The sequence below is a fragment of the Caenimonas koreensis DSM 17982 genome, assembly GCF_009646335.1.
GTDB classification, from domain to species: domain Bacteria; phylum Pseudomonadota; class Gammaproteobacteria; order Burkholderiales; family Burkholderiaceae_C; genus Ramlibacter; species Ramlibacter koreensis.
This window is the reverse complement of record NZ_WJBU01000010.1, coordinates 36,196-58,488: the sequence shown is the minus strand read 5'-3', so window position 1 is coordinate 58,488 and position 22,293 is coordinate 36,196. Positions and strand designations below refer to the sequence as shown.

Genomic DNA, 22,293 nt, shown 5'->3' with positions numbered 1-22,293 from the left:
ATCAGGCCCGCGCAATCGTTTGCGTGCGGCGGATTTTTTGCTGCAGCTGGATGATTCCGTAAAGCAGTGCCTCTGCCGTGGGTGGGCAGCCGGGCACGTACACATCGACCGGCACGATGCGGTCGCATCCGCGCACGACCGAATAGCTGTAGTGGTAGTAACCGCCGCCGTTGGCGCATGAACCCATCGACAGCACCCAGCGCGGCTCGGGCATCTGGTCGTACACCTTGCGCAATGCGGGCGCCATCTTGTTGCAGAGCGTGCCGGCCACGATCATCAGGTCGGACTGGCGCGGGCTGGGGCGAAACAGCATGCCGAAGCGGTCAATGTCGTAGCGGGCTGCGCCCGCATGCATCATTTCCACAGCGCAGCACGCGAGGCCGAATGTCATCGGCCAGAGGGAGCCTGTCTTGGCCCAATTGATCACCGAGTCGACGGTGGTCGTGACCATGCCCTTGTCGAGAATGCCTTCAGTAGCCATTGACGCGTTGCTTTCCGGTTTGCTGATGGTTGAATGCGCCCGCGGGTCATTCCCAGTCGAGTGCGCCCTTCTTCCATTCGTAGATGAAGCCGACGACCAGGATGCCCAGGAAAAGCATCATGGACCAGAAGCCGACGATGCCGATGTCCTTGAGGGCCACGGCCCACGGAAACAGGAACGCGATTTCGAGGTCGAAAAGGATGAACAGGATGGCGACGAGGTAGTAACGCACGTCGAATTTCATGCGGGCGTCTTCAAAGGCCTCGAAGCCGCATTCGTAAGGGGAGTTCTTCTGCGCGTCCGGCTTGCGCACGCCCATTGCGCTGGAGAAAACCCAGCCAAGTACCTGGGGGATCACACCGACTGCCACGCCAACCAGGATAAACAGGAGGACAGGCAGGTACTGATCGAGGTTCATCGTGGGCTTCTCGCGGGGCAGCAAGGACGCGTTGAACGCGTTGCCCGGAGCCCCATTTTCTTCTCTGGTGCCGTCGGCGAGACTCGAACTCGCACAGCTTTCGCCACTACCCCCTCAAGATAGCGTGTCTACCAATTTCACCACGACGGCAGTCGTAACTTGTGTGCCCGAAAGACGCGAGGTCTTCAACGGAAATTCGTCTTCCTGACAGCGTAGGAGTTTACCCTGAAACTGAGCGTTTTCCTCTCGCGATGGCAGAGGAAAACACGATTCACTTCGTCGGGATTTGACCAGCGCCCGAAGCAGGCGCAGCAGGCACCGGTGCCACTGCTGCTGAAGCAGGTGCCGCTGAAGGCGCCGCAGTGACCGGGATCTGCGCAGCAGCGCCGGAGGCCGCTGGCGCCGTGACAGGTGCAGCACCGTCGAGCACACTGCCGCCACCCGCGGAAGGAGCACGCAGGTTGCCGAAGTAAGCCAGCGCAAGCGTGCAGACGAAGAAGATGCCGGCAAGCACGGCCGTTGTGCGCGACAGGAAGTTGGCGCTGCCGCTGGCACCGAAGAGGCTGCCAGAGCCGCCGCTGCCAAAGGCCGCGCCCATGTCGGCACCCTTGCCGTGCTGCACGAGGATGAGGCCGATCATGCCCAGTGCCGACAGCATCTGGACAGCCAGGACGATGGTGAGAATCACGTTCATTTTTCTATCAACTCCGTTGTTCTGATTTGCGCCGCGCCGCGTTCAACGCGCTGCGGCAACGATCTGCAGGAAATCGGCAGCCTTGAGCGAAGCTCCGCCCACCAGCCCGCCATCGATGTCCGGCTGCGCAAGCAAGGCCTGCGCATTGGCAGCATTCATGCTGCCGCCATAAAGAATGTGCACGCGATCGGCGTGGTCCGTCGCGGCCTTCAACTGCGCGCGCAGCACCGCATGCACTTGCTGCGCCATTTCCGGCGTTGCTGTCTTGCCCGTGCCGATAGCCCAGACGGGCTCATATGCGACCACGACTTCGCTGATGCAATGCCCATTGGTGTGGATCACCGCAGCCAGCTGGCGCTTGACGACCTCTTCGGTCTTGCCCGCTTCGCGCTCGGCCAGGGTTTCGCCCACGCAGACAATCGGTGTGATGCCCGAAGCAAGCGCCGCCTTGGCTTTGTCTGCCACCAGCGCATCGCTCTCGTGGTGATACTGCCTGCGCTCGGAATGACCGACGATCGCATAGCGCACGCCAAATTCCTTGAGCATCTTCGCGGAGACTTCGCCGGTGTACGCGCCTTGCGTGTGCGCCGATACATCTTGCGCGCCGGCTTCCAGGCGCGAACCCGCGCGCAGCTGCTGCAATTGGCCCAGGTACAGCGCAGGCGCGCAGACGGCTACCGTGCATGTCGCTTCACCCATGCCGGCCGCGATGGCGCGCACGAGCGCCTCGTTCTCGGCCAGGCTGCCGTTCATCTTCCAGTTGCCAGCGATTAGCTTGTGTGAAGGCATGGTTACCAGGTCAGGACGATCTTGCCGATGTGCTGGTTCGACTCCATCAGCTCATGCGCCTTGGCAGCATCGGCTGCAGGGAACGTGCTGTGGATCACGGGCTTGATGGCACCGCGCTCGACCAGCGGCCAGACCTTGTCTTTCAGGGACTTGGCGATGGCCGTCTTGAATTCAATGGGGCGCGGACGCAAAGTCGAGCCGGTGATGACCAGCCGCTTGCGCAGCACCAGCCCGGAATTGAACTCGCTCTTCGTGCCGCCTTGCACCGCGATGATGACAATGCGGCCGTCTTCGGCCATGCACTGCACTTCACGTGCGACGTAAGCGCCGGCCACCATGTCGAGCACGACATTGACGCCCTTGCCGCCGGTCAGCGCGCTCACCTCGGCGACGAAATCCTTCGTCTTGTAATTGATCGCGTGATCGGCACCCAGCTCGATGCATGCGTCGCACTTGTCGTCGCTGCCCGCCGTCACGAATACGGTGGCTCCCAGCGCCTTGGCCATCTGGATGGCCGTGACACCGATGCCGCTCGAGCCGCCCTGGATCAGCAGTGTCTCGCCAGCTTGCAGCCGCGCGCGGTCGAACACGTTGCTCCACACCGTGAAGAACGTCTCAGGCAGCGAAGCCGCTTCAATGTCCGAAAGGCCCGCAGGCACAGGCAGGCATTGGCCCACCGGCGCCACGCAAAGTTCTGCGTAGCCACCACCGGCCACAAGCGCGCAAACGCGATCGCCGACCTTCAGCCCTGCAGCAGCCATCGCTGCGGCGTCGCCATTGACGACAACGCCCGCGACTTCCAGCCCCGGAATATCCGACGCGCCTGGCGGCACCGGATAGTTGCCCGTGCGCTGCAGCACGTCAGGGCGATTCACGCCGCTCGCGCTCACGCGAATCAGCAGCTCGCCCGCACCGGCCACAGGCTCGGGGCGGTCGCCGACGCGCAGGACTTCCGGCGCGCCATACGAGGTGATTTCAACGGCTTTCATGATGTGCCTGCGATGTGTTGCCAGCCAATGGGCCGCTGCTTGCGCGAGCGGCCCAGGGGCTTACTCCTGTGAGTCAACCGGCGTGTGCGGCAGCGATTGCTGCTGCGGCTCGCGCTGCTCGCGCGGCTGTTGGTCACGCTGCTGTTGGTCACGCTGCTGCTGGTCGCCACGCGGCTGGAAGTCACCGCGCGGTTCGCGGCGCTCGCGACGCTCGCCACCATCACCACGATCGCCACGGTCACCGCGGTGTTCGCGCGGCGGGCGGTCTTGCTGCTCGGGCATGCCAGCCGGACGCTCCAGCAGCGCCTTCATCGACAGCTTGACGCGGCCCTTTTCGTCGGTCTCGAGAACCTTCACGCGCACAACCTGGCCTTCGCTCAGGTAGTCGGTGACCTTCTCGACGCGCTCGTGCGCGATCTGGCTGATGTGCAGCAGGCCGTCCTTGCCGGGCAGCAGGTTGACGAGGGCGCCGAAGTCCAGGATCTTGGTGATCGGGCCTTCGTACACCTTGCCGATTTCGACTTCAGCGGTGATCTGCTGGATGCGCTGCATCGCGAATTCGGCCTTGGCCGGATCAGCGGAGGCGATGGTGATCGTGCCGTCTTCCTCGATGTTGATCTGGCAGCCGGTTTCTTCGGTCAGCGCGCGAATGACGGCGCCGCCCTTGCCGATCACGTCGCGGATCTTGTCGGGGTTGATCTTCATGGTCGTCAGGCGCGGCGCGAAGTTGCTCACTTCGGTCTTGGCTTCGCCCAGCGCTTCCTGCATCTTGCCCAGGATGTGCATGCGCGCTTCCTTGGCTTGCGCCAGTGCGACCTGCATGATTTCCTTCGTGATGCCCTGGATCTTGATGTCCATCTGCAAGGCGGTGATGCCGTTGGTGGTGCCGGCCACCTTGAAGTCCATGTCGCCCAGGTGATCTTCGTCACCCAGGATGTCGGTCAGCACGGCGAAACGGTTGCCGTCCTTGATCAGGCCCATCGCGATACCGGCAACGTGTGCCTTCATCGGAACGCCAGCGTCCATCAGCGAGAGGCAGCCGCCGCAGACCGAAGCCATCGACGAAGAGCCGTTGGACTCGGTGATTTCCGAAACAACACGCACGGTGTAGGGGAAGTCTTCCTTGCTCGGCAGCACCGGGATCAGTGCGCGCTTGGCCAGGCGGCCGTGGCCGATTTCGCGGCGCTTGGTGGAGCCCATGCGGCCGACTTCGCCAGTGGCGAAGGGGGGCATGTTGTAGTGGAACATGAAGCGGTCTTCATACTCGCCCATCAGTGCGTCGATGCGCTGCGCGTCGCGCTCGGTGCCCAGGGTCGTGATGACCAGCGCCTGCGTCTCGCCGCGCGTGAACAGCGCCGAGCCGTGGGTGCGTGGCAGCACGCCAGTGCGGATTTCGATGGGGCGGACGGTGCGCGTGTCGCGGCCGTCAATACGCGGCTCGCCGGCAAGGATCTGGCCGCGGACGATCTTGGCTTCGATGTCGAACAGCATGTTCTCGACAGCGACGCTGTCGAACTCAACGCCTTCGGCCTTCAGGCCCATCATCGTCCAGGTGGTCACTTCACGCGTGGCATGCGTGCGGGCCTGCTTGTTGCGCAGCTGGTAGGCAGCGCGCAGCTTTTCTTCAGCGAGGGCAACGACCTTGTTGATCAGGATGTCGTCCTTCGGTGCGGCCTTCCAGTCCCACGAAGGCTTGCCGCCTTCGCGGACCAGCTCATGGATCGCGTTGATCGCGATGTTGCCCTGCTCATGGCCGAACACCACGGCGCCCAGCATGATTTCTTCGGAGAGCTGGTTGGCTTCCGACTCGACCATCAGCACAGCCGACTCCGTGCCGGCGACGATCAGCTCGAGCTGCGAATCCTTGCGGGCCGTCTGGCCGGGGTTCAACACGTATTCGCCGTTGATGTAGCCCACGCGCGCGGCGCCGATGGGGCCGGCGAACGGGATGCCGGAGATGGCCAGTGCGGCGCTGACGCCGATCATGGCAGCGATGTCTGCGTCGACTTCAGGGTTGAGCGACATCGTGTGGATGACCACATGCACGTCGTTGAAGAAACCTTCAGGGAACAGCGGGCGGATCGGGCGGTCGATCAGGCGGCTGGTCAGCGTTTCATGTTCGCTGGGCTTGGCTTCGCGCTTGAAAAAGCTGCCGGGGATCTTGCCGGCGGCGTACGTCTTCTCGATGTAGTCGACCGTCAGCGGGAAGAAATCCTGGCCTGCCTTGGAGGTCTTGGCAGCAGCCACGGTGGCGAGCACAACGGTGCCTTCGATGTCGACAATGACGGCGCCAGCTGCCTGGCGGGCAATTTCACCCGTTTCAAGCTTGACGGTGTGCGAGCCCCATTGGAACGTCTTGGTGACTTTGTTGAAGATGGACATGTGTGAATACTCCTGGTTGTAGAGCGCATCAGGCTGCGCCTTGTGCCCGGAGAGAAGCGGTGTCGAACACGATGCCATTCCAGGAGGAGCCTTGCAGGGCCCCTGCTGGAATGACACAGCGCGTATTCGTCTTGCCGTCTCCGAAGTCAAAAGCGCCTGAGCTAGTGGACTAACTCAGGCGCTTTCTTGATTTTTTTCGTTTTCCGGCTTACTTGCGCAGGCCCAGCTTGGCGATCAGGGCTGAGTAACGCTCGGCGTCTTTGTTCTTCAGGTAGGCCAGCAGGCTCTTGCGGCTGTTGACCATACGCAGCAGACCGCGGCGGCCATGGTGGTCCTTGGCGTGGGTCTTGAAGTGCGGCGTGAGTTCGTTGATACGTGCCGTGAGGAGGGCAACTTGCACTTCGGGGCTGCCGGTATCGGCGGCGCTGCGTGCATTGGCCTTGACGACTTCGGCCTTGGTGGTGGCGAGCATTGGATTTCCTTGGAATGGATGGTTCACTTGCGTTGGCAGCTGGAATCTGCCGGCCAACGTGCGCCTTGCGGAATGCAAAGCCTTTCGATTATAGCCCGACCAGGCTTTTCAGCCTCTTGCCTCGATCGGGGGCCTGTGGCGCACTGCAGGGCTGGCACGTTTGGCGCCGGCCTCGTTACGCCCGGCTGAGGTGCGAAGGGCCTCACCTGCCCGGCGCAACTGGGAGGAAAAGGAGCCGGCTGCGCCAGAGGCGTCGCCCCGCGCACTTGCGTCGGCGGCAGGCGCGGCCTGCGCGTCTGCTGCAGGGCTTGCAGCTGCCCGCTGCGCAACTTGCAGAGCCTGCTGTGCGGGCGACACGAATTCGGTTCTGGGCGCAGACAGGCTGAACGAATCGAACAACGCCTCACGCATTGGCGCAGTGCTTGCCTGCGAAACCTCCCGGGCAAGCAGTATCGACTGCTCCTGGCTGTCGCGAACGGCATGCTGCACAAACAACGCGGGGTCAAACGGCACCGGCTTGCCATGCACCGCGTAGTGCACAAAGAGCGCATGCGGCTGGGTAGTCACTTCCGCCGCTCTAGGACGGCCTGCATCTTTGTGGGTGATTTCCGAAAAGACTGGCAACGGCGGATTTGGCTTCACGTCGACTGTCACAGTCGTGGATTCGGTCACGCCACCTGAGGTAACGGTGTACCTGAACCGGTCGATCCCGGTGAAATTGGCGTTCGGTGTGTAGGTCACATTCCCTCCGGCGCCAATCACAACGCTGCCGTGCGCGCCTTGGGTTACCGAGGTGATGACGGGCGCGCCTTCAAAGTTGTCTGCCGAAGCGCCGCTGGTGCCGATGATCAGGTTGGCCGTGACAGCTATGCCTTCATTCGTGGTGAGCTGGTCGCACACGATATCGGCAACCGGCGCCACCGCGATCGCCACATTACTCACGGCCGCAGCGCTGGTCGCATCCTTGCTCACGATCGTCAATGTGTCGCTGCCATTGAAGTCGGCACTGGGGACGTATTTCAGGCTCGCGAGGCTGGCGTTGATGTCGGCCTGATTGCCGCTCAGCGTCAACGTCACGCTGCCGTTCGCACCGGCAAAAATGGTCGCAGAGCCAACCGGCGTCACGGCAAGCGTGCCGTGTGCCACGCCCAGCTGCACGCTCGTGACGTTGTTGTCGGCATCGGTGACGCTGATCTGGTTGGCGCCGGAAAAGCTGAAGGGCAGGTCTTCCGTCGTGGCGATCGTCGCTGGCGCACCGTTGCCCGGCGCGGAAGTTCCGGGGCTGATCGTCACCGTGACAGTCGCGGTCTCCGTGACGCCGCCGGAGCTGACGGTGTAGGTGAAGGTGTCGTTGCCGATGTAATCGACACCAGGCAGATAGGTCACGTTGCCACCGACACCGACAGCCACGCTGCCGTGCGCACCCTGAGTCACCGACGTGATGGCCGGTTCGCCCTCGAAGTTGTCAGCCGACGCGCCATGCGTGCCAGTGACCAGATTGGCCGTGATGGCCGTGTTCTGGCTCGTCGCCAGTTGGTCAGCCACGATATCGGCGACAGGCGCCACGGTAATGGCCACGCTGCTCACAGCCGTTTCATTGGTTGCGTCCTTCGACAGGATGCCCAGCGTATCGGCTCCGTTGTAGTCGGCGAACGGCACGTAGGTCAGGCCCGCGAGGCTGGCGTTGATGTCGGCCTGGCTGCCGCCCAACGTCAACGTGACACTGCCATTCGCACCGGCAACCACGGCCGCAGACCCGACAGGCGTCACGGCAATCGTGCCGTGCACCACGCTCAACTGCACGCTCGCGAGGTTCTTGTCCGGATCGCTGATGCTGATCTGGTTGGCACCAGAGAAGCTGAACGGGACGTCCTCCAGCGTCGCTATCGTGACAGGGGCGTTGTTGCCCGGGATGGAAGACGCCGGGCTGACGTTAACGGTGACGGCAGCCGTCTCCGTCACGCCACCGGAGGTCACCGTGTAGGTGAAGCTGTCAGTGCCGCTGAAGTTGTTGCCAGGCGTGTAAGTCACGTTGCCGCCGATGCCGATAGCCACGCTGCCGTGTGCGCCCTGCGTGACCGACGTGATTACGGGCGCGCCCTCGAAGTTGTCGGCCGATGCGCCGTTGGCGCCGCCAATCAGGTTCGCCGTGATGGGCGTGTTCAGCGATGTGCTCAGTGCGTCGCCCACGATATCGACGACGGGGGCCACATTGAATGCGAGCGTGTTGGTCACGCTCGAGAGCCCATCGCTGGTTTTCACGGTCAGCAAATCGGCGCCGTTGTAGTCGGCAACGCCGATGTAGCTCAGACTTGCCAGGACTGCATTGACCTGCACCGTGGTGCCGCTGAGCGTTAGCGTGTCGGTCCCGTTTCCGACGACTATGGCCCCACCCCCTGTCGTGCTCAGCGTACCGTGCAAGACACTGACCGTTGTGCTCACGTTCGTGCTATCCGGATCGGCGACGCTGATGCCACCAATGGCAAGCGCGGTGTCTTCAACAGCAGACAGCGTGGCTGGCAAGGTTTGCGTAGGTACCTGGTTGGGCGGCGGCAGCACGTCGATGGTGACCGTCGTGGTTTCAGTGACGCCGCCAGAAGTGACCGTGTAGGTGAACGTCACCGTGCCGGTGAAGCCTGGCTTGGGCGTGAAAGTCATGGCACCGTCGCCATTGCCGTGGATGTTCCAGTTCAGCACGCCTGCATCGGGTTTGCTCAATTGCGTGACGGAGGTGACCTTGTGCCCGGGGTCCTCAAAATTGTCGGGCTTGTTCGGGTTGGCGGCATAGACGTTGAACGTGATCGGCGTGCCGGCTGGTGTTGTGAATGTATCTGGGACGATGTCAGGCACAGGCGCGATCGCGATGGGCACACTAGCGAATTCAACTTGGGCGCTCGCACTTGGAAAGCTGAACACAGCCGTGAGCTTGTCGCTGCCGTTGTAGTCCGGCGCTGGTCTGTATTGAAGTGTTGCCAACGCTGCATTCAAGCTCGCCTCGGTTCCCATGAAGAACAACGCACTAGCTGCGTCAACGCCAGGTGCACTCAGCGACCCATGCGCGACGCTCACGCTGACACGGCTATCCGGATACTCCTCGAAGCCTCCCCAACCAATGTCTGCCAGTGAAATCGAGATCCCGGTCGCCCCGCTGAAGATGAGAGCGTTGTCTTCCTTCACATGGACTGTGGATGGCGACGCCGCCAAGGGTGCCGCCATTTCAGTCGCGCGGTTGATGTGATGTGACTCTGGATCGCTCAATGAAGCGGCAACGGCCGCATCAAAAACAATTCGTGGCTCCAGCGCGAGTCGCGTCAGGGTTTCAGGTGCAAGGCGCGATTTCATAGACGTCATGGTCATTTGGCATTTGTACGTCTAATAGTTTACATGTGCATATTCCTATTGCACTAAATGACTATCCTTTCGTGCTGCTGTGACGGCGAATTCAGCGGCCGGGCCGTGGCTGGCATAGCGCTCAGCGGCGCGCAGGATTGGCGCGCTTGGCAGGCGCGTCGTCGCGACCTGCTGCGGTGCGAAGGGTTTGGCCAGCGCGGCGCAACTGCGACGAAAAACTGGATGCCACCGGGCGGGCTGCGGCAGCCGCCACCGGCGCCCCAACCTCCACCTTCGCGTCACCAGCCCTGGCTTGCGCGCCAGCTGACGCATTGCCATCGGCCCGCTCTGCATCCTGCTGCGCCTGCTGTACAGGCGAGGTGAATTGCGTGTTTGGCGCGGAAAGGCTGAATGGGTCAAACAAGGCCTCGTGCATCGCAGCTACGCGGGCATCAACGATGTCCCTGGCAAGCAACTGCGCCTGCGCCTGGCTCGCGCGAACCACGGGCTGGATGAACAGCGCGGGGTCAAACGGCGCGGGCTCGCCGCGCACGGCATCCTGCACGGACAACACACGGGACTGGGGGCTGATTTCTGCAGCTGGTCGTTGCCCGATGGCACGCCGCTCGAAGCCCGGGGACAGTCGTGCAGGCGGCGGATTGGGCTTCACGTCCACGGTCACGGTGGCGACTTCGGAAACGCCGCCGGATATGACCGTATAGCTGAAACTGTCAGTGCCGACGAAATTCGCGTTCGGCGTGTAAGTCACATGGCCGCCCGCCCCCACCGCGACACTGCCGTGCTGGCCTTGCGTCACGGAGGTGACGACGGGGGACGCCTCGAAGTTGTCAGCCGACGCGCCGTTCGTGCCCACGATCAGGTTGGCCGTGACCGCAGTGCCTTCATTCGTCGTGAGCTTGTCGGCCACGATATCGGCGACGGGTGCGACCGTGATAGCGACGCTACTCGTGGCCGTTGCGTTGGCGGCGTCTTTGGTCAGGATGGCCAGCGTGTCGCTACCGTTGAAGTCGGCGCCCGGCACATAAGTCAAGCTCGCGAGGCTGGCATTGATGTCGGACTGATTGCCGATCAGTGTGAGCGTGACGCTGCCGTTCGCGCCGACAAAGATGGTGGCCGAACCGGCTGGCGTGACGGTCAGTGCGCCGTGCGCCACCCCCAGCTGCACGCTCGTGATGTTGTTGTCGATGTCTGTGACGCTGACCTGGCTGGCACCGAAGAAGCTGAAGGGAACATCTTCAGTTGCGGCGACCGCCGCGGGCGCGTTGTTACCCGGCGGCGAATTCACCGGCTCAACGATGGCAGGCTTGACCGATACCGTCACGTCGGCTGTCTCCGTGACGCCGCCCGAGGTGACGGTGTACGTGAAGCCGTCAGTGCCGCTGAAGTTTGCATCGGGCGTGTAAGTCACATTGCCGCCAGCACCGACAGCAACACTGCCATGCGCGCCCTGAGTGACCGAGGTGATCACCGGTGCGCCTTCAAAATTGTCTGCCGACGCACCGTTGGTGCCAGTGATCAAGTTGGCCGTGATGGCCATGTTCTGGTCGGTTGCCAGTGCATCAGCGACGATGTCGGATACGGGTGCCACGTGGAGATCGACACTGGCGAAATTGAGCATCCCTGCGCCGCTTGCGAGCTGGAGCACGCCCGTCAGCGTATCAGCGCCGTTGAAGTCTGCCGCTGGCGTGTATTGCAATGTGGCCAGTGCCGCATTCAGCGCGGCCTCATTGCCCATCAAACTCAACGTACTTCCTGATGCACCGCCTGCAATGGCCAGCGAGCCGTGGGCAACCGCCAGCGTGATGGTGCTACCGGTCGAGCCTGCGTAGCCCGACCAACCAAGCTGCGCGAACGAAACGCTGAATTGGTCAGCGCCCGTGAAGCTGAACGTCGTGTCTTCGTCGGTGTTGATCAAAGTCACCGCAGGAGGCGCTGTCGCGTTGACGGTCACCGCCACGCTAGTAGTCTCCGTCACCCCACCCGAGCTGACGGTGTAGGTGAAGCCATCTGCGCCGCTGTAATTCGCACTGGGTGTGTAAGTCACATTGCCGCCAACGCCAATAGCGACGGTGCCATGCGCGCCCTGCGTCACGGCCGTGATGACGGGCAGCCCCTCGAAGTTGTCTGCCGATGCACCATTGATGCCGGTGAGCAAGTTGGCAGTGACCGCAATGTCCTGATTGGTGACCAGTGTGTCGCCCACGATGTCCGGCACAGGTGCGACTTCGATCGCGACGGTGTCGATCACATTCGACGTTCCATCGCCAGTGTTGAGCGTCAGCATGTCGGCGCCGTTGTAGTCTGCAACGCTGCTGTAGCTCAGGCTGGCAAGTGCCGAATTGACCTGCGCCACGGTGCCACTGACGGTCAGGCTGCTGGTGCCGTTGCCTGCGAGAGTGCCGCCACTGCCGCTGGCGCTCACGGTGCCGTGCTGCACACTCACGGTGGTGGTGACGCTGGCGCTGTCTTTGTCGGCCACTGTGATCCCATTGATAGACAGCGCCGTGTCTTCAACAGCACCGATAGCGCTCGGAACAGTTTGCTCGGGTGCCAGGTTGACTGCGGGCGCGACAGTAATGGTGACCGTCGCTGTCTCGGTGACACCGCCCGAGGTGACGGTGTAGTCGAACGTCACCGTGCCGCTGAAACCCGGCTTGGGCGTGAATCTCATGGCGCCGTTGCCCGTGCCATTGAAGTCCCAGTTGAGCACACCGGCGTTCGGCTGGCTGAGCTGGCTGACAGACGTGACGTGGCGGCCCGGGTCTTCAAAGTTGTCGGGCTCGGCCGGGTTGGCGTTGAAGACGTTGAATCTGACCGGCGTTGCGGCCAGTGCCTCGATAGAGTCGGCCACGATATCGGCCACAGGCTTGATCGCGATGAGCGTACTGCCGAAGCTCAACAGCGGGCCACCGCTGGGAATCTGCAACAGCCCAGTGAGCGTGTCCGTACCGTTGTAGTCGGCAGCAGGCTCGTACTGGAGAGTGGCGATTATCGAATTAAGCGTCACCTCATCGCCCGAAAAGACGAGCGTGCTTGCCGTGCCGACACCATTCGCACTCAGCAACCCGTGCGAGACACTGAGAATGACGTGATTGTCGGTGCTGCCGGTATAGCCGCTTTGACCCAGGTCAGCCAGTGACACGCCGATCTGGCTGGCACCTGTGAAACTGAAGCTCGTGTCTTCCCGCGTGCTGACTGACGAAGGAGACAACGCGTGCGGCAGTGCTGCGTCGGCCACCGCCGCAGCTACCGACTCGGCAATGGCCGCATCAAAAACGATACGCGGCTCGAGCGCGAGTCGTCTCACGGTTTCAGGAGGCAGGCGTTTTTTCATGGAGGTACGGTGATCTTTCAGTCACGATACCTACGGTTGCGCGGCTGCGCATCAGCCTTGGGGACTCGGTAATTCGGCTTACTTTTCTTCCTGATCGCCTCGTCCCAAGCGCCGCTGGGTTGCGGCTTGAACGGCCGCCAGGAACCTGTCGGTGTTGCGCTCGATGTCGTGCTTCAACGCCTCCTGACCCGCCTTCGCGGCGAGGTCAGCGTGGTACACAGGGTCGCGCCAGATGCGCTCGATCTCCTGCAGCCATGGCCTGACGACGGCCTCCGGCGCCGGTACATCACGGTGCTGCTTCACCTCGTCCGGAAGATCGAAAATCCTGCCCGCCTGCCCCACCAGTTCAGGCGGTCCGCCCGAACTGCTGGCCAGCACCGGAATGCCATTGATCAATGCCTCGACAACCACCCGCCCGCCGCTCTCATGCCACACCGATGGCACCAGCAACGCACGCGTCGCGCCATAAACCGGCAGCATGTTCTGCTGGTGCTCGATGACCTGCACGTTTGGAAAGTCGCCCGGCTTGCAATGCAATGACTTCAGCGCTGCATCCCACCGGCCGCGCCCCTGCACGACGAGGAACTTCACGTCAGGTGCCTCACGCGCCGCGAGCCTGGCCAGCGGCATGAACACATTCACGCCCTTCTCCGGCGCGGGATTGATGAAGGTGATGTATTGCGGCTTTCGCTCGCGCGCCTTGAACATCGCCGGGTCGATGAACTTGCCGACGGGTATGCAGTCCAGCCCGAGCCGCTCTTTGTACAGATCAGCAGTTGCCTGCGTATCGGTGACGATGACCGACACGTCCTGGAAGGTTTCCTTGCGCTGGTACCCGCCGCTTGCCAGGTAGAACACGACAGGAATGCCCAGCGCGCGAGCCTCCCTCATCACCACACTCTCCAACAGCAAGTCGCCCCAGAGAATCACCATGTCGGGCCGGCGAAACCGCAGCTCCTTGCGATAGCGGTCGATATAGAACTCTTCCTCGCGCGACGTCATGTCCGGGCGTTGCCGCGCGACGGTGCGCACCATCAGGTGCTCGACACCGAGCACCGTGGTCTGCAAGACCGGATGGCCCGCAAGCGCCGCTTGCTGCGCAGCAGCTTCAACGAGTGCCCCGCCCTGGGGCGAGTCAAACAGCTGCGCCTCCAGCGCCACAGAGCGAAAACCCCTTGCGGCCAGCGAAGCGAGCAGCGCGTGAATCGAGATGGCTGCACCGCTGGTGAAGTCCAGCGTGCACATGGGTGACGCATACAGGATGCTCGGCTGGCCCTCAGACATCGCGCGGCGTCACCCTCAGCGCTGCAGCCAATTGCGCAAGCGCGACACGCCCTCGTCCAGGCGCGACAAGTCCTTCGACGCAAAGCACCACCGCAGCCAGCCCTGCGCCTCGGGAGCGAACGCATTGCCCGGGGCGAGGCCAAGGCCTGCCTCCACGACAAGCCGCTTGGCCGTGTCGAGCGAGTCGTCATAGCCGTCAAGCTTGAAGAACGCATACATGCCACCGCGCGCAGGCTCCACGCTCACCTGCGGCAACGCCTGCAGCATCGGAACAAGCTTGTCGCGGCACGTCTTGAGATGGGCCACCACGCGAGGCGTCACCTCATCAGTGCGCTCGACCGCCACCAGCGCGGCACGCTGCGTGAAAACACTCGCGCACGAGGTGTTGAACTCGATCAGCTTGCCCATGTGATGCGTCATCGCGGTCGGCATCACCAGCCAGCCAAGCCGCCAGCCCGTCATGAGAAAGCTCTTGGAAAAGCTGTGCGCCACGACGAGCTTGTCGTCCGCTGTCGCCAGGTCAAGAAAGCTCGGCGCGCAGCGATTGGGCGTGTCTTCAAAGTACAGCCGCTCGTACACCTCGTCGGCCATGATCCACGTGCCTGTGCGGCGGCAGTGATCAAGAATGGCCTGCTGCTCTTCGCGCGTGAGCGTCCAGCCCGTCGGGTTGTTGGGTGCATTGACGATCAGCAGCTTGGTGCCGGGCTTGATCGCATCGAGCAACTCTTGCAAATCAAGCCGCCAAGCGCCGCCGTGCGGATGCAGCGACACGCATTGCAGCTTCGCGCCCATGATCAACGGCTGCGCCGTGAGGTTGGGCCACACCGGCGTGACAGCGACGACGTGATCACCCGCATCGACCAGCGCCTGCATTGCCAGCATCAACGCGTTCACACCGCCTGAGGTGATCGCGATGCGGCCAGCCGCCACCGGGCCATGCAGCTTGCTGGTGTACGCGGCAACGGCCTCGCGCAATTCCGGCAAGCCGAGGTTGTGCGAATAGAACGTTTCGCCCTTTTGCAGCGAGGCGATCGCGGCTTGCCGGATGAATTCGGGCGTGACCTCATCACTTTCGCCGAACCAGAAAGCGAGCACATCGCTGCGGCCCATGCCTGCGTTCGCTACTTCGCGGATTTTTGATTCTTCAAGGTTCTGGATCGCGTGGCGCATGGTGTCCGTATCGGTGAATTACAAGCGGCTCATCTTACAAGTCGTCGGCAATTCGGCCTGCGCAGCCGTGATGCTGCGAATCACGCGAAAGCCGTAGCCCGAGCCTTCGACATCGAACTTCACGCCCGGTGAGCCCTGCTTTTCCATGATGCCGACGACCAGCTGCTGCTGGAACTGATGGTCCGCCGCACGCATCGCGCCCTGCTGGCCCGCAAACGTCACGCTCGTGCGCTCCAGCTCCGTGGCCACAGCGACTGCATCTGTCGAGCGCGCAGTGTCGATCGCCTTCGCAAGTGATTCGATCATCAGCTGCATGCGCATGTGAACATAGTCGTCTTCGGGCCGCGGATAGCGCTTGCGAAACGACTGATAGAACGCTTCGCTTTGCGCCGTCTGCACATTTGGCAGCCAGTCGGCGACTGCAACCACTTTGCCCACACCCGCCTCGCCGATGGCAGCAGGTGCGCCGAGCGCATTGCCGTAGAACGTATAGAACTTGCCTTCGAAGCCGATTTCGCGCGCGGCTTTCACAAGCAGCGTCAGGTCTGTGCTGAAGTTGCCCGTGATCACCGCGCCCGCGCCGCTGGCCTTGATCTTCACGGCATACGGCGCAAAGTCTTTCACGCGGAACATCGGATGCAGCTCTTCGCCTGCAACCTGCACATCGGGCCGCTGCACGGCAAGCTGCCTGCGCGCCTCGCGAAGCACCGCCTGGCCAAAGCTGTAGTCCTGCCCCAGCAAATACACAGACTTCAGCTGCGCGTCCTGCTTGATCACCGACATCAACGCACCCATGCGCATGTCGGCGTGCGCATCAAAGCGAAAGTGCCAGAAGCTGCACTTGTCGTTGGTGAGGATCGGGTCGACCGCGGAGTAATTGAGGAACACGACGCGCCGCAGAGGCTCACGCTCGTTGTGCTTGTTCACGGCCTCGATCAACGCAGCCGCCACGGCAGAAGAATTGCCTTGCAGGATGAAGCGTGCGCCATCGTCAATGGCAGAGCGCATCGCCGACAGCGCCTCTTCGATCTGGCCCTTGCTGTCGTACCGGTCCAGCTGCAGCGGCCGCCGGCCCTCGGCAGTGACCACACCACCGCGCTGGTTCACCCGCTCCACCGCCCACACGAGGTTGCGAAACACCGCCTCGCCACCATTGGCGTTGCCACCCGACAGGCCCTCGATCATGGCCAGCTTCACGGGTGCCGGTGAGCCCTGTGCGTGAACGAAAGCGGGAGCAAATAGAGTTGCTGCCAACGTTTTCAAGACCCGGCGACGCATGTTTTTCAAACTTGTTTTCCCTTGAAAAGATTCGCGCGATGACCAGATAGGTTGCATGCGGCGATCGCGAATGAAAGCCGCGCAGTGTAACCACCCTGTAGCCCACAAGGAGCCATTCATGTCCCTCTACTTCGCACCCGTCGCCCGCACCGCAGTCCCTACCTCCCGCCCGCTTGACCGCACGTTCGAGCGCTTCCTCAACGAACCGTTCTTCCGCACCGGCCCGGCCAACTTCAGCTTCCAGGAAACCGACACCGCGTGGAACGTGTCGTTCGACCTGCCCGGCGTTGCCCGTGAAGACCTCACGATCAACATCGAAGGTGCGATCGTCCGCATCGAAACCAAGGCCGAAGCCAAGCGCGCCTTCAAGGGTGCCTACGAGCTGCCGCTGGAAATCGATGCCGACTCCAGCGAAGCCAAGCTCGAAAACGGCGTGCTGGAACTGACGCTGGTGAAGAAGCTGCCGGTGTCGAACGCCCGCACACTGGCGATCAAGTAAGCGCCCGGGCAACCGCTCAGGCGGTGAGATCGCCCAGCGGCCAGCGCGGTTTCACGTCAAAGGCGTAAACCTTGCTGGCCGTTTGCACATTTGCCTGCAGGCGCATCGCAGCGGCCATCGCAATCATCGCGCCGTTGTCGGTGCACAAGTGCAGTTCCGGGTAGTGCACGCGCACGCCACGCGCGGCGCACGCAGCGTTGAACTCGCTGCGCAGCAACTTGTTCGCGCCGACACCACCTGCGATCACGATGCGCTTGAGGCCTGACTGCTCCAGCGCCTTCAGCGACTTCTTCAACAACACATCGACAATCGCCGCCTGGGTCGACGCAGCGAGGTCCGCCTTGCGCGCGTCCAGCTCATCGCCGAGCTTCTTGGCCTGCGTGAGCACAGCCGTCTTCAGGCCCGCAAATGAAAAATCGAGATTGCCGCTGTGCAGCAGTGGCCGCGGCAGCTTGAACGCTGTGGGGTCGCCCTGCTCGGCCAGCCACGACAACGCCGGCCCGCCTGGGTAGCCCAGGCCAAGCAACTTCGCCGACTTGTCGAATGCTTCGCCCGCCGCGTCGTCAATCGTCTCGCCGAGCATTTCGTAGCGGCCCACGCCATCCACCCGCATCAGTTGCGTATGCCCGCCGGAGACGAGCAAGGCAACGAAGGGGAATTCAGGCGGGTCTGCGCTGAGAAACGGCGACAGCAGGTGTCCTTCAAGGTGGTGCACACCCAGCACAGGCTTGTCCAGCGCCGCGCCCAGCGCACAGGCCACGCCAGCGCCTACCAGCAGCGCGCCCGCCAGCCCCGGGCCCCGGGTGAACGCCACCACATCAATATCGGCCAGCGCCACGCCAGAGCGCTGCAACACCGCCTCAGCCAGCGGCACCACGCGCCGGATGTGGTCGCGGCTGGCCAGTTCGGGCACCACGCCGCCGTAGGCCTGGTGCATTTCAATCTGGCTGTGCAGGGCGTCAGCACGCAGAACGGGCACGCCCGCGCCGCTCACTTCAACAAGCGCCACACCTGTCTCGTCGCAGGAGGATTCGATACCAAGAACCAGCATCGCCCGAGTGTAGTGGTGGCGCGAAACTTGCGGACCACAAGGGCATGACAGGCAAGTCCACGCCCTCCCAGCAACTGCGCATCGTGGTCATCGCGCCGGACACCCTGCATCCCGACAGCGACGACACCGAGGCGATAGAGCTGGCCGAGCGCTCGCGCCTGCTGCGCATCACGCTGCTGGAGAACGGCTACAACGTCATCGCCGTGCTGCCCACTGATACGTTCCTGGACGAGCGCATCGCTCAGCTGCAGCCCGACCTGATCGTGGTCGATGCCGAAAGCGGCGCACGCGACACGCTCGAACATGTAGTGATGGCCACGCGCGACGAGCGGCGCCCTATCGTGCTCTTCACCAACGACGACGACACGACCCATGTGAAAGATGCCGTGGCAGCGGGCGTGACCGCCTACATCGTGGCGGGCCTGGCGCCCGAGCGCATCAGGCCCATCCTGGAAGTGGCGATGGCGCGCTTCCAGCATGAAGAGTCGCTGCGCCGCGAACTGGCCGATGCCAGAAGCGAGCTGCAAGACCGCAAGGTGATCGACCGGGCCAAGGGCCTGCTCATGCAAAGGCGCGGCCTGACCGAGCCGCAGGCCTACGAGCTGCTGCGCAAGTCAGCCATGGACCGCGGCCTGAAGCTCGGCGAAATCGCCCAACGCATGCTCGATGCGGCGGACCTGCTCGGCTGACGGGCCACGCCCGTGCGCCGACGTGGTGCGCAGCACAAATTGGGTGCGCCCGCTTGAGGCCGCGTGCTGCCCGCAAGACCAGTGGTTTGGGCACGCCGTCATTGGGCAAAGCGCGGAATCCGGCGGCAATCGAACAGCTGGCACACCTATTGCATCGCACTGGGCATTGAACCAATGAAGGTTCGAAGCCATGCACCGTTTCAACGGCGAAGCAGTGCAAGGCCGATACCGGACGAAGGCGTCCCCACCAACACCTGGGTGTTGAGTGCGGACGCCTTTTTGCTTTTTCGAAACTGCTGGAGCCCACCACGTGATGACCGATCTTTTGAAAACCAAGCTCTCCCGCCGCTCGGTGCTGCAAGCCGCAGCCGTTGGCGTCACCGGCGTATCGCCGGCGCTGCGCAGCGCTGTATGGGCGCAAGGCTCCGACGCACCCGAGAAAAAAGAAGTGAAGATCGGCTTCATTCCGCTGACGGACTGCGCCAGCGTCGTGATGGCATCGGTACTCGGCATCGACCAGAAGTACGGCGTGAAGATCATCCCGTCAAAGGAGGCCAGCTGGGCCAGCGTGCGCGACAAGCTGGTCAACGGCGAACTCGACTTCGCCCACGTGTTGTATGGCCTGATCTACGGCGTGCACATGGGCACCTCCGGCCCTAAGAAAGACATGGCCGTGCTCATGAGCCTGAACAACAACGGCCAGGCCATCACGTTGTCGAAGAAGCTCGCCGACAAAGGCGCAGTGGACGGCGCATCACTCGCCAAACTCATGCAGGCCGAAAAGCGTGAATACACGTTCGCGCAGACATTTCCCACTGGCACGCATGCCATGTGGCTCTACTACTGGCTCGCGGCTTCCGGCATCAACCCGATGAAGGACGCCAAGGCCATCACGGTGCCGCCTCCGCAGATGGTTGCGAACATGCGGGTGGGCAACATGGATGGCTTTTGTGTGGGCGAGCCCTGGGGCCACCGCGCGATCATGGACGGCATCGGCATCACCGCCGTGACCACACAGGACATCTGGAAAGACCACCCGGAAAAGACGCTCGGCACCACGGCTGAATTCGTCAAGAAGTATCCGAACACGGCACGCGCCGTGACTGCTGCGATCCTCGAAGCCGGTAAGTGGATCGACACCGGCCTGCAGAACAAGATGAAGATGGCAGAGACGGTGGCAGACAAGAGCTACGTGAACACCAGCGTCGATGCGATCAACCAGCGCATCCTGGGCCGCTACCAGAACGGCCTGGGCAAGACCTGGGACGACCCGAACCACATGAAGTTCTACAACGATGGCCTCGCCACGTTCCCATATCTCTCCGACGGCATGTGGTTCCTCACGCAGCACAAGCGCTGGGGCCTGATCAAGGAGCACCCTGACTACCTGGGCATCGCCAAACAGATCAACCAGGTCGAGATCTACAAGCAGGCAGCGGCGATGACCAAGACGCCGGTGCCCAAGGACGTGATGCGCTCGGCCAAGCTGATCGACGGCGTGACGTGGGATCCGAAAGACCCGAAGAAGTACGCAGACGGCTTCAAGGTCCACGCGGGTTCAGCGGCTTGAACGCGAAGGAGAACAATATGGTCAGCGCCGTTTTTCATTCGCCTGAATTGACTCCCTCCCCCTCTGGGGGAGGGTTGGGGTGGGGGCAAGCGGCGGCTGTCGTGCCGGCGCCTGCGACGAAGGCTGTGGGCGAGGTTGCCCCCACCCCGGCCCTCCCCCAGAGGGGGAGGGAGCCAAGCGCCAAGATGCCCTATGACTGGCGCAGCCTGTGGCTGAAGGTCGTCCCACCCATCCTCGGCTTCGCCTTCCTGATCGGCATCTGGGCCATCGTCGCAATCAAGACGGGCAGCAGCTTTCCGTCACCGCTCGAAACGCTCAAGCAGGCCATCGAGGTTTTCAGCGATCCGTTCTACCAAAAGGGCCCGAACGACCAGGGCATTGGCTGGAACGTGCTCTCGTCGCTCAAGCGCGTGGGCATGGGCTTCGGCATGGCGGCGCTGGTGGGCATTCCGCTGGGTTTCATGATCGGCCGCTTCACGTTTCTCTCGCGGATGTTCAATCCGCTCATCAGCCTGCTGCGACCCGTATCGCCACTCGCATGGCTGCCGATTGGCCTGATGGTGTTCAAGGGCGCGAACCCCGCCGCCATCTGGACGATCTTCATCTGCTCCATCTGGCCGATGATCATCAACACGGCCGTGGGCGTGCAACGCGTGCCCAGCGACTACATGAACGTTGCGCGTGTGCTGAACCTGTCGGAATGGAAGATCGTCACGAAGATCCTCTTTCCCGCAGTGCTGCCCTACACGCTCACCGGCGTGCGCCTGGCAGTCGGCACGGCATGGCTGGTGATCGTCGCTGCTGAAATGCTCACGGGTGGTGTCGGCATCGGCTTCTGGGTGTGGGACGAGTGGAACAACCTCAACGTCAAGAACATCATCGTCGCGATCTTCACGATTGGCGGGGTCGGCCTGCTGCTTGAGTTCGCTCTGATTCGCCTCGCCACAGCATTCACGTTCGAAGAGGTGAAGGTATGAGCAGCGCAGACCTGACCAGCAAGTACATCCAGATCCAGGGTGTCGAGCAGACGTTCAAGACGGCCAAGGGGCCTTTCGTCGCACTGCAGAACATCGACCTGACGATCGCCAAGGGCGAGTTCGTGACGATGATCGGCCACTCGGGTTGCGGCAAGTCCACGCTGCTGAACCTGATTGCCGGGCTGACGAAGCCTACACGCGGCACGCTGATCTGCGCCAACCGCGAGATCGCCGGCCCCGGCCCCGATCGTGGCGTGGTGTTCCAGAACCATTCGCTGCTGCCGTGGCTCACGTGTTTTGAAAACGTGTACCTCGCGGTGGAGCGGGTGTTCGGCCAGACGCGCGACGCCGGCATTCCGGCAGAAAGCCGCGCGCAACTGCGCGAACGCACCGAGGCGGCACTCGCCATGGTCGGTCTGAGCCACGCTGCGCAAAAGCGCCCGGGCGAAATCTCCGGCGGCATGAAGCAGCGCGTGGGCATTGCACGCGCGCTGTCGATGGAGCCGAATGTGCTGCTGCTCGATGAACCCTTCGGCGCGCTGGACGCACTCACACGCGCCAAGCTGCAAGACGAGCTGCTGCAGATCGTCGCGAACACACGCAGCACCGTGGTGATGGTCACGCACGATGTGGACGAAGCCGTGCTGCTGTCCGACCGCATCGTGATGATGACTAACGGCCCTGCCGCCACGATTGGCGAAGTGCTTGCCGTCGATCTGCCGCGCCCGCGTGACCGCATCGAGCTGGCCGAGAACACGGACTACGTCCACTACCGCAAAGCGGTGATCGACTTCCTGTACACGCGGCAGGCTCACGTTGAGAGACAAGCTGCCTGAAGGCTGGCGAAGCTGGCGACCGAAGGGAC

General features: G+C 62.8%; 18 protein-coding genes and 1 tRNA gene. 5 read left to right on the top strand and 14 right to left on the bottom strand.

The annotated features are described in order from the left end of the window. Window position 1 precedes the first annotated feature (1 nt). The 13 genes from GHT07_RS11300 to GHT07_RS11240 all read right to left on the bottom strand — a co-directional run bounded on the left by GHT07_RS11300 (window position 2) and on the right by GHT07_RS11240 (window position 16,642). Window positions 2-481 carry a NuoB/complex I 20 kDa subunit family protein gene (locus GHT07_RS11300; protein ID WP_153585196.1) on the bottom strand — a complete coding sequence of 160 codons (480 nt, stop codon included), beginning with the start codon at window positions 479-481 and terminating at the stop codon, window positions 2-4. Window positions 482-527: 46 nt separating this feature from the next. Beyond that, window positions 528-899, bottom strand: a complete 372-nt coding sequence (locus GHT07_RS11295) for an NADH-quinone oxidoreductase subunit A (RefSeq protein WP_153585194.1) — start codon at window positions 897-899, stop codon at window positions 528-530. Between the two features lie 65 nt (window positions 900-964). Then, window positions 965-1,049 (bottom strand) — tRNA-Leu (locus GHT07_RS11290). Window positions 1,050-1,170: 121 nt separating this feature from the next. Continuing rightward, window positions 1,171-1,593 carry a preprotein translocase subunit SecG gene (gene secG / locus GHT07_RS11285; protein ID WP_153585193.1) on the bottom strand — a complete coding sequence of 141 codons (423 nt, stop codon included), beginning with the start codon at window positions 1,591-1,593 and terminating at the stop codon, window positions 1,171-1,173. A gap of 42 nt (window positions 1,594-1,635) precedes the next feature. After that, on the bottom strand, window positions 1,636-2,382 hold the full coding sequence (tpiA, locus tag GHT07_RS11280; protein ID WP_153585192.1) for a triose-phosphate isomerase: 747 nt from the start codon (window positions 2,380-2,382) through the stop codon (window positions 1,636-1,638). Window positions 2,383-2,384: 2 nt separating this feature from the next. Next, entirely contained in the window at window positions 2,385-3,371 is a 987-nt protein-coding gene (locus GHT07_RS11275; RefSeq protein ID WP_153585190.1) for an NAD(P)H-quinone oxidoreductase, read from the bottom strand. Between the two features lie 60 nt (window positions 3,372-3,431). After that, complete coding sequence (gene pnp / locus GHT07_RS11270) at window positions 3,432-5,753, bottom strand: polyribonucleotide nucleotidyltransferase (RefSeq protein ID WP_153585188.1); 2,322 nt, start codon at window positions 5,751-5,753, stop codon at window positions 3,432-3,434. 208 nt (window positions 5,754-5,961) lie between these two features. Further along, entirely contained in the window at window positions 5,962-6,225 is a 264-nt protein-coding gene (gene rpsO / locus GHT07_RS11265) for a 30S ribosomal protein S15 (RefSeq protein WP_153585187.1), read from the bottom strand. A gap of 108 nt (window positions 6,226-6,333) precedes the next feature. After that, window positions 6,334-9,582 (bottom strand): beta strand repeat-containing protein, encoded by a 3,249-nt coding sequence (locus tag GHT07_RS11260; RefSeq protein ID WP_153585186.1) that lies wholly within the window; start codon window positions 9,580-9,582, stop codon window positions 6,334-6,336. 115 nt (window positions 9,583-9,697) lie between these two features. After that, the gene (locus GHT07_RS11255) at window positions 9,698-12,910 is read right to left on the bottom strand and encodes a beta strand repeat-containing protein (RefSeq protein ID WP_153585185.1); all 3,213 of its coding nucleotides are present in this window, start codon (window positions 12,908-12,910) and stop codon (window positions 9,698-9,700) included. A gap of 78 nt (window positions 12,911-12,988) precedes the next feature. Next, entirely contained in the window at window positions 12,989-14,194 is a 1,206-nt protein-coding gene (locus tag GHT07_RS11250) for a glycosyltransferase family 4 protein (protein WP_153585184.1), read from the bottom strand. A 15-nt stretch (window positions 14,195-14,209) separates the two neighbouring features. Further along, entirely contained in the window at window positions 14,210-15,364 is a 1,155-nt protein-coding gene (locus tag GHT07_RS11245; protein WP_153585183.1) for a pyridoxal phosphate-dependent aminotransferase, read from the bottom strand. 18 nt (window positions 15,365-15,382) lie between these two features. Beyond that, a complete protein-coding gene (locus GHT07_RS11240; protein WP_194792907.1) occupies window positions 15,383-16,642 on the bottom strand; it encodes a branched-chain amino acid ABC transporter substrate-binding protein in 1,260 nt (419 codons plus the stop codon). 118 nt (window positions 16,643-16,760) lie between these two features. Here GHT07_RS11240 and GHT07_RS11235 point away from each other — a divergent pair, with 118 nt between their 5' ends. Further along, window positions 16,761-17,141, top strand: coding sequence for an Hsp20/alpha crystallin family protein (locus GHT07_RS11235; protein WP_153585181.1), 381 nt, complete (start codon window positions 16,761-16,763; stop codon window positions 17,139-17,141). Between the two features lie 16 nt (window positions 17,142-17,157). On the opposite strand, the gene tsaD is transcribed toward GHT07_RS11235, so the two are convergent. Beyond that, window positions 17,158-18,192 carry a tRNA (adenosine(37)-N6)-threonylcarbamoyltransferase complex transferase subunit TsaD gene (gene tsaD / locus GHT07_RS11230; protein ID WP_153585180.1) on the bottom strand — a complete coding sequence of 345 codons (1,035 nt, stop codon included), beginning with the start codon at window positions 18,190-18,192 and terminating at the stop codon, window positions 17,158-17,160. A gap of 44 nt (window positions 18,193-18,236) precedes the next feature. Here tsaD and GHT07_RS11225 point away from each other — a divergent pair, with 44 nt between their 5' ends. The 4 genes from GHT07_RS11225 (at window position 18,237) to GHT07_RS11210 (ending at window position 22,264) form a co-directional block, all read left to right on the top strand. After that, complete coding sequence (locus GHT07_RS11225; protein ID WP_153585179.1) at window positions 18,237-18,881, top strand: ANTAR domain-containing response regulator; 645 nt, start codon at window positions 18,237-18,239, stop codon at window positions 18,879-18,881. A 313-nt stretch (window positions 18,882-19,194) separates the two neighbouring features. Next, complete coding sequence (locus tag GHT07_RS11220; RefSeq protein WP_153585178.1) at window positions 19,195-20,451, top strand: CmpA/NrtA family ABC transporter substrate-binding protein; 1,257 nt, start codon at window positions 19,195-19,197, stop codon at window positions 20,449-20,451. 17 nt (window positions 20,452-20,468) lie between these two features. Beyond that, window positions 20,469-21,428 carry a nitrate ABC transporter permease gene (ntrB, locus tag GHT07_RS11215; protein ID WP_153585177.1) on the top strand — a complete coding sequence of 320 codons (960 nt, stop codon included), beginning with the start codon at window positions 20,469-20,471 and terminating at the stop codon, window positions 21,426-21,428. Next, window positions 21,425-22,264, top strand: coding sequence for an ABC transporter ATP-binding protein (locus GHT07_RS11210; protein ID WP_153585176.1), 840 nt, complete (start codon window positions 21,425-21,427; stop codon window positions 22,262-22,264). The genes ntrB and GHT07_RS11210 overlap by 4 nt, the downstream gene beginning before the upstream one ends. Window positions 22,265-22,293: the final 29 nt, after the last annotated feature.

Bases quoted from the DNA above. Each gene is read 5' to 3' on its own strand.
- GHT07_RS11300 (WP_153585196.1), bottom strand. From the start codon at position 481: ATGGCTACTGAAGGCATTCTCGACAAGGGCATGGTCACGACCACCGTC.
- GHT07_RS11295 (WP_153585194.1), bottom strand. From the start codon at position 899: ATGAACCTCGATCAGTACCTGCCTGTCCTCCTGTTTATCCTGGTTGGC.
- secG (WP_153585193.1), bottom strand. From the start codon at position 1,593: ATGAACGTGATTCTCACCATCGTCCTGGCTGTCCAGATGCTGTCGGCA.
- tpiA (WP_153585192.1), bottom strand. From the start codon at position 2,382: ATGCCTTCACACAAGCTAATCGCTGGCAACTGGAAGATGAACGGCAGC.
- GHT07_RS11275 (WP_153585190.1), bottom strand. From the start codon at position 3,371: ATGAAAGCCGTTGAAATCACCTCGTATGGCGCGCCGGAAGTCCTGCGC.
- pnp (WP_153585188.1), bottom strand. From the start codon at position 5,753: ATGTCCATCTTCAACAAAGTCACCAAGACGTTCCAATGGGGCTCGCAC.
- rpsO (WP_153585187.1), bottom strand. From the start codon at position 6,225: ATGCTCGCCACCACCAAGGCCGAAGTCGTCAAGGCCAATGCACGCAGC.
- GHT07_RS11260 (WP_153585186.1), bottom strand. From the start codon at position 9,582: ATGACCATGACGTCTATGAAATCGCGCCTTGCACCTGAAACCCTGACG.
- GHT07_RS11255 (WP_153585185.1), bottom strand. From the start codon at position 12,910: ATGAAAAAACGCCTGCCTCCTGAAACCGTGAGACGACTCGCGCTCGAG.
- GHT07_RS11250 (WP_153585184.1), bottom strand. From the start codon at position 14,194: ATGTCTGAGGGCCAGCCGAGCATCCTGTATGCGTCACCCATGTGCACG.
- GHT07_RS11245 (WP_153585183.1), bottom strand. From the start codon at position 15,364: ATGCGCCACGCGATCCAGAACCTTGAAGAATCAAAAATCCGCGAAGTA.
- GHT07_RS11240 (WP_194792907.1), bottom strand. From the start codon at position 16,642: ATGCGTCGCCGGGTCTTGAAAACGTTGGCAGCAACTCTATTTGCTCCC.
- GHT07_RS11235 (WP_153585181.1), top strand. From the start codon at position 16,761: ATGTCCCTCTACTTCGCACCCGTCGCCCGCACCGCAGTCCCTACCTCC.
- tsaD (WP_153585180.1), bottom strand. From the start codon at position 18,192: ATGCTGGTTCTTGGTATCGAATCCTCCTGCGACGAGACAGGTGTGGCG.
- GHT07_RS11225 (WP_153585179.1), top strand. From the start codon at position 18,237: ATGACAGGCAAGTCCACGCCCTCCCAGCAACTGCGCATCGTGGTCATC.
- GHT07_RS11220 (WP_153585178.1), top strand. From the start codon at position 19,195: ATGACCGATCTTTTGAAAACCAAGCTCTCCCGCCGCTCGGTGCTGCAA.
- ntrB (WP_153585177.1), top strand. From the start codon at position 20,469: ATGGTCAGCGCCGTTTTTCATTCGCCTGAATTGACTCCCTCCCCCTCT.
- GHT07_RS11210 (WP_153585176.1), top strand. From the start codon at position 21,425: ATGAGCAGCGCAGACCTGACCAGCAAGTACATCCAGATCCAGGGTGTC.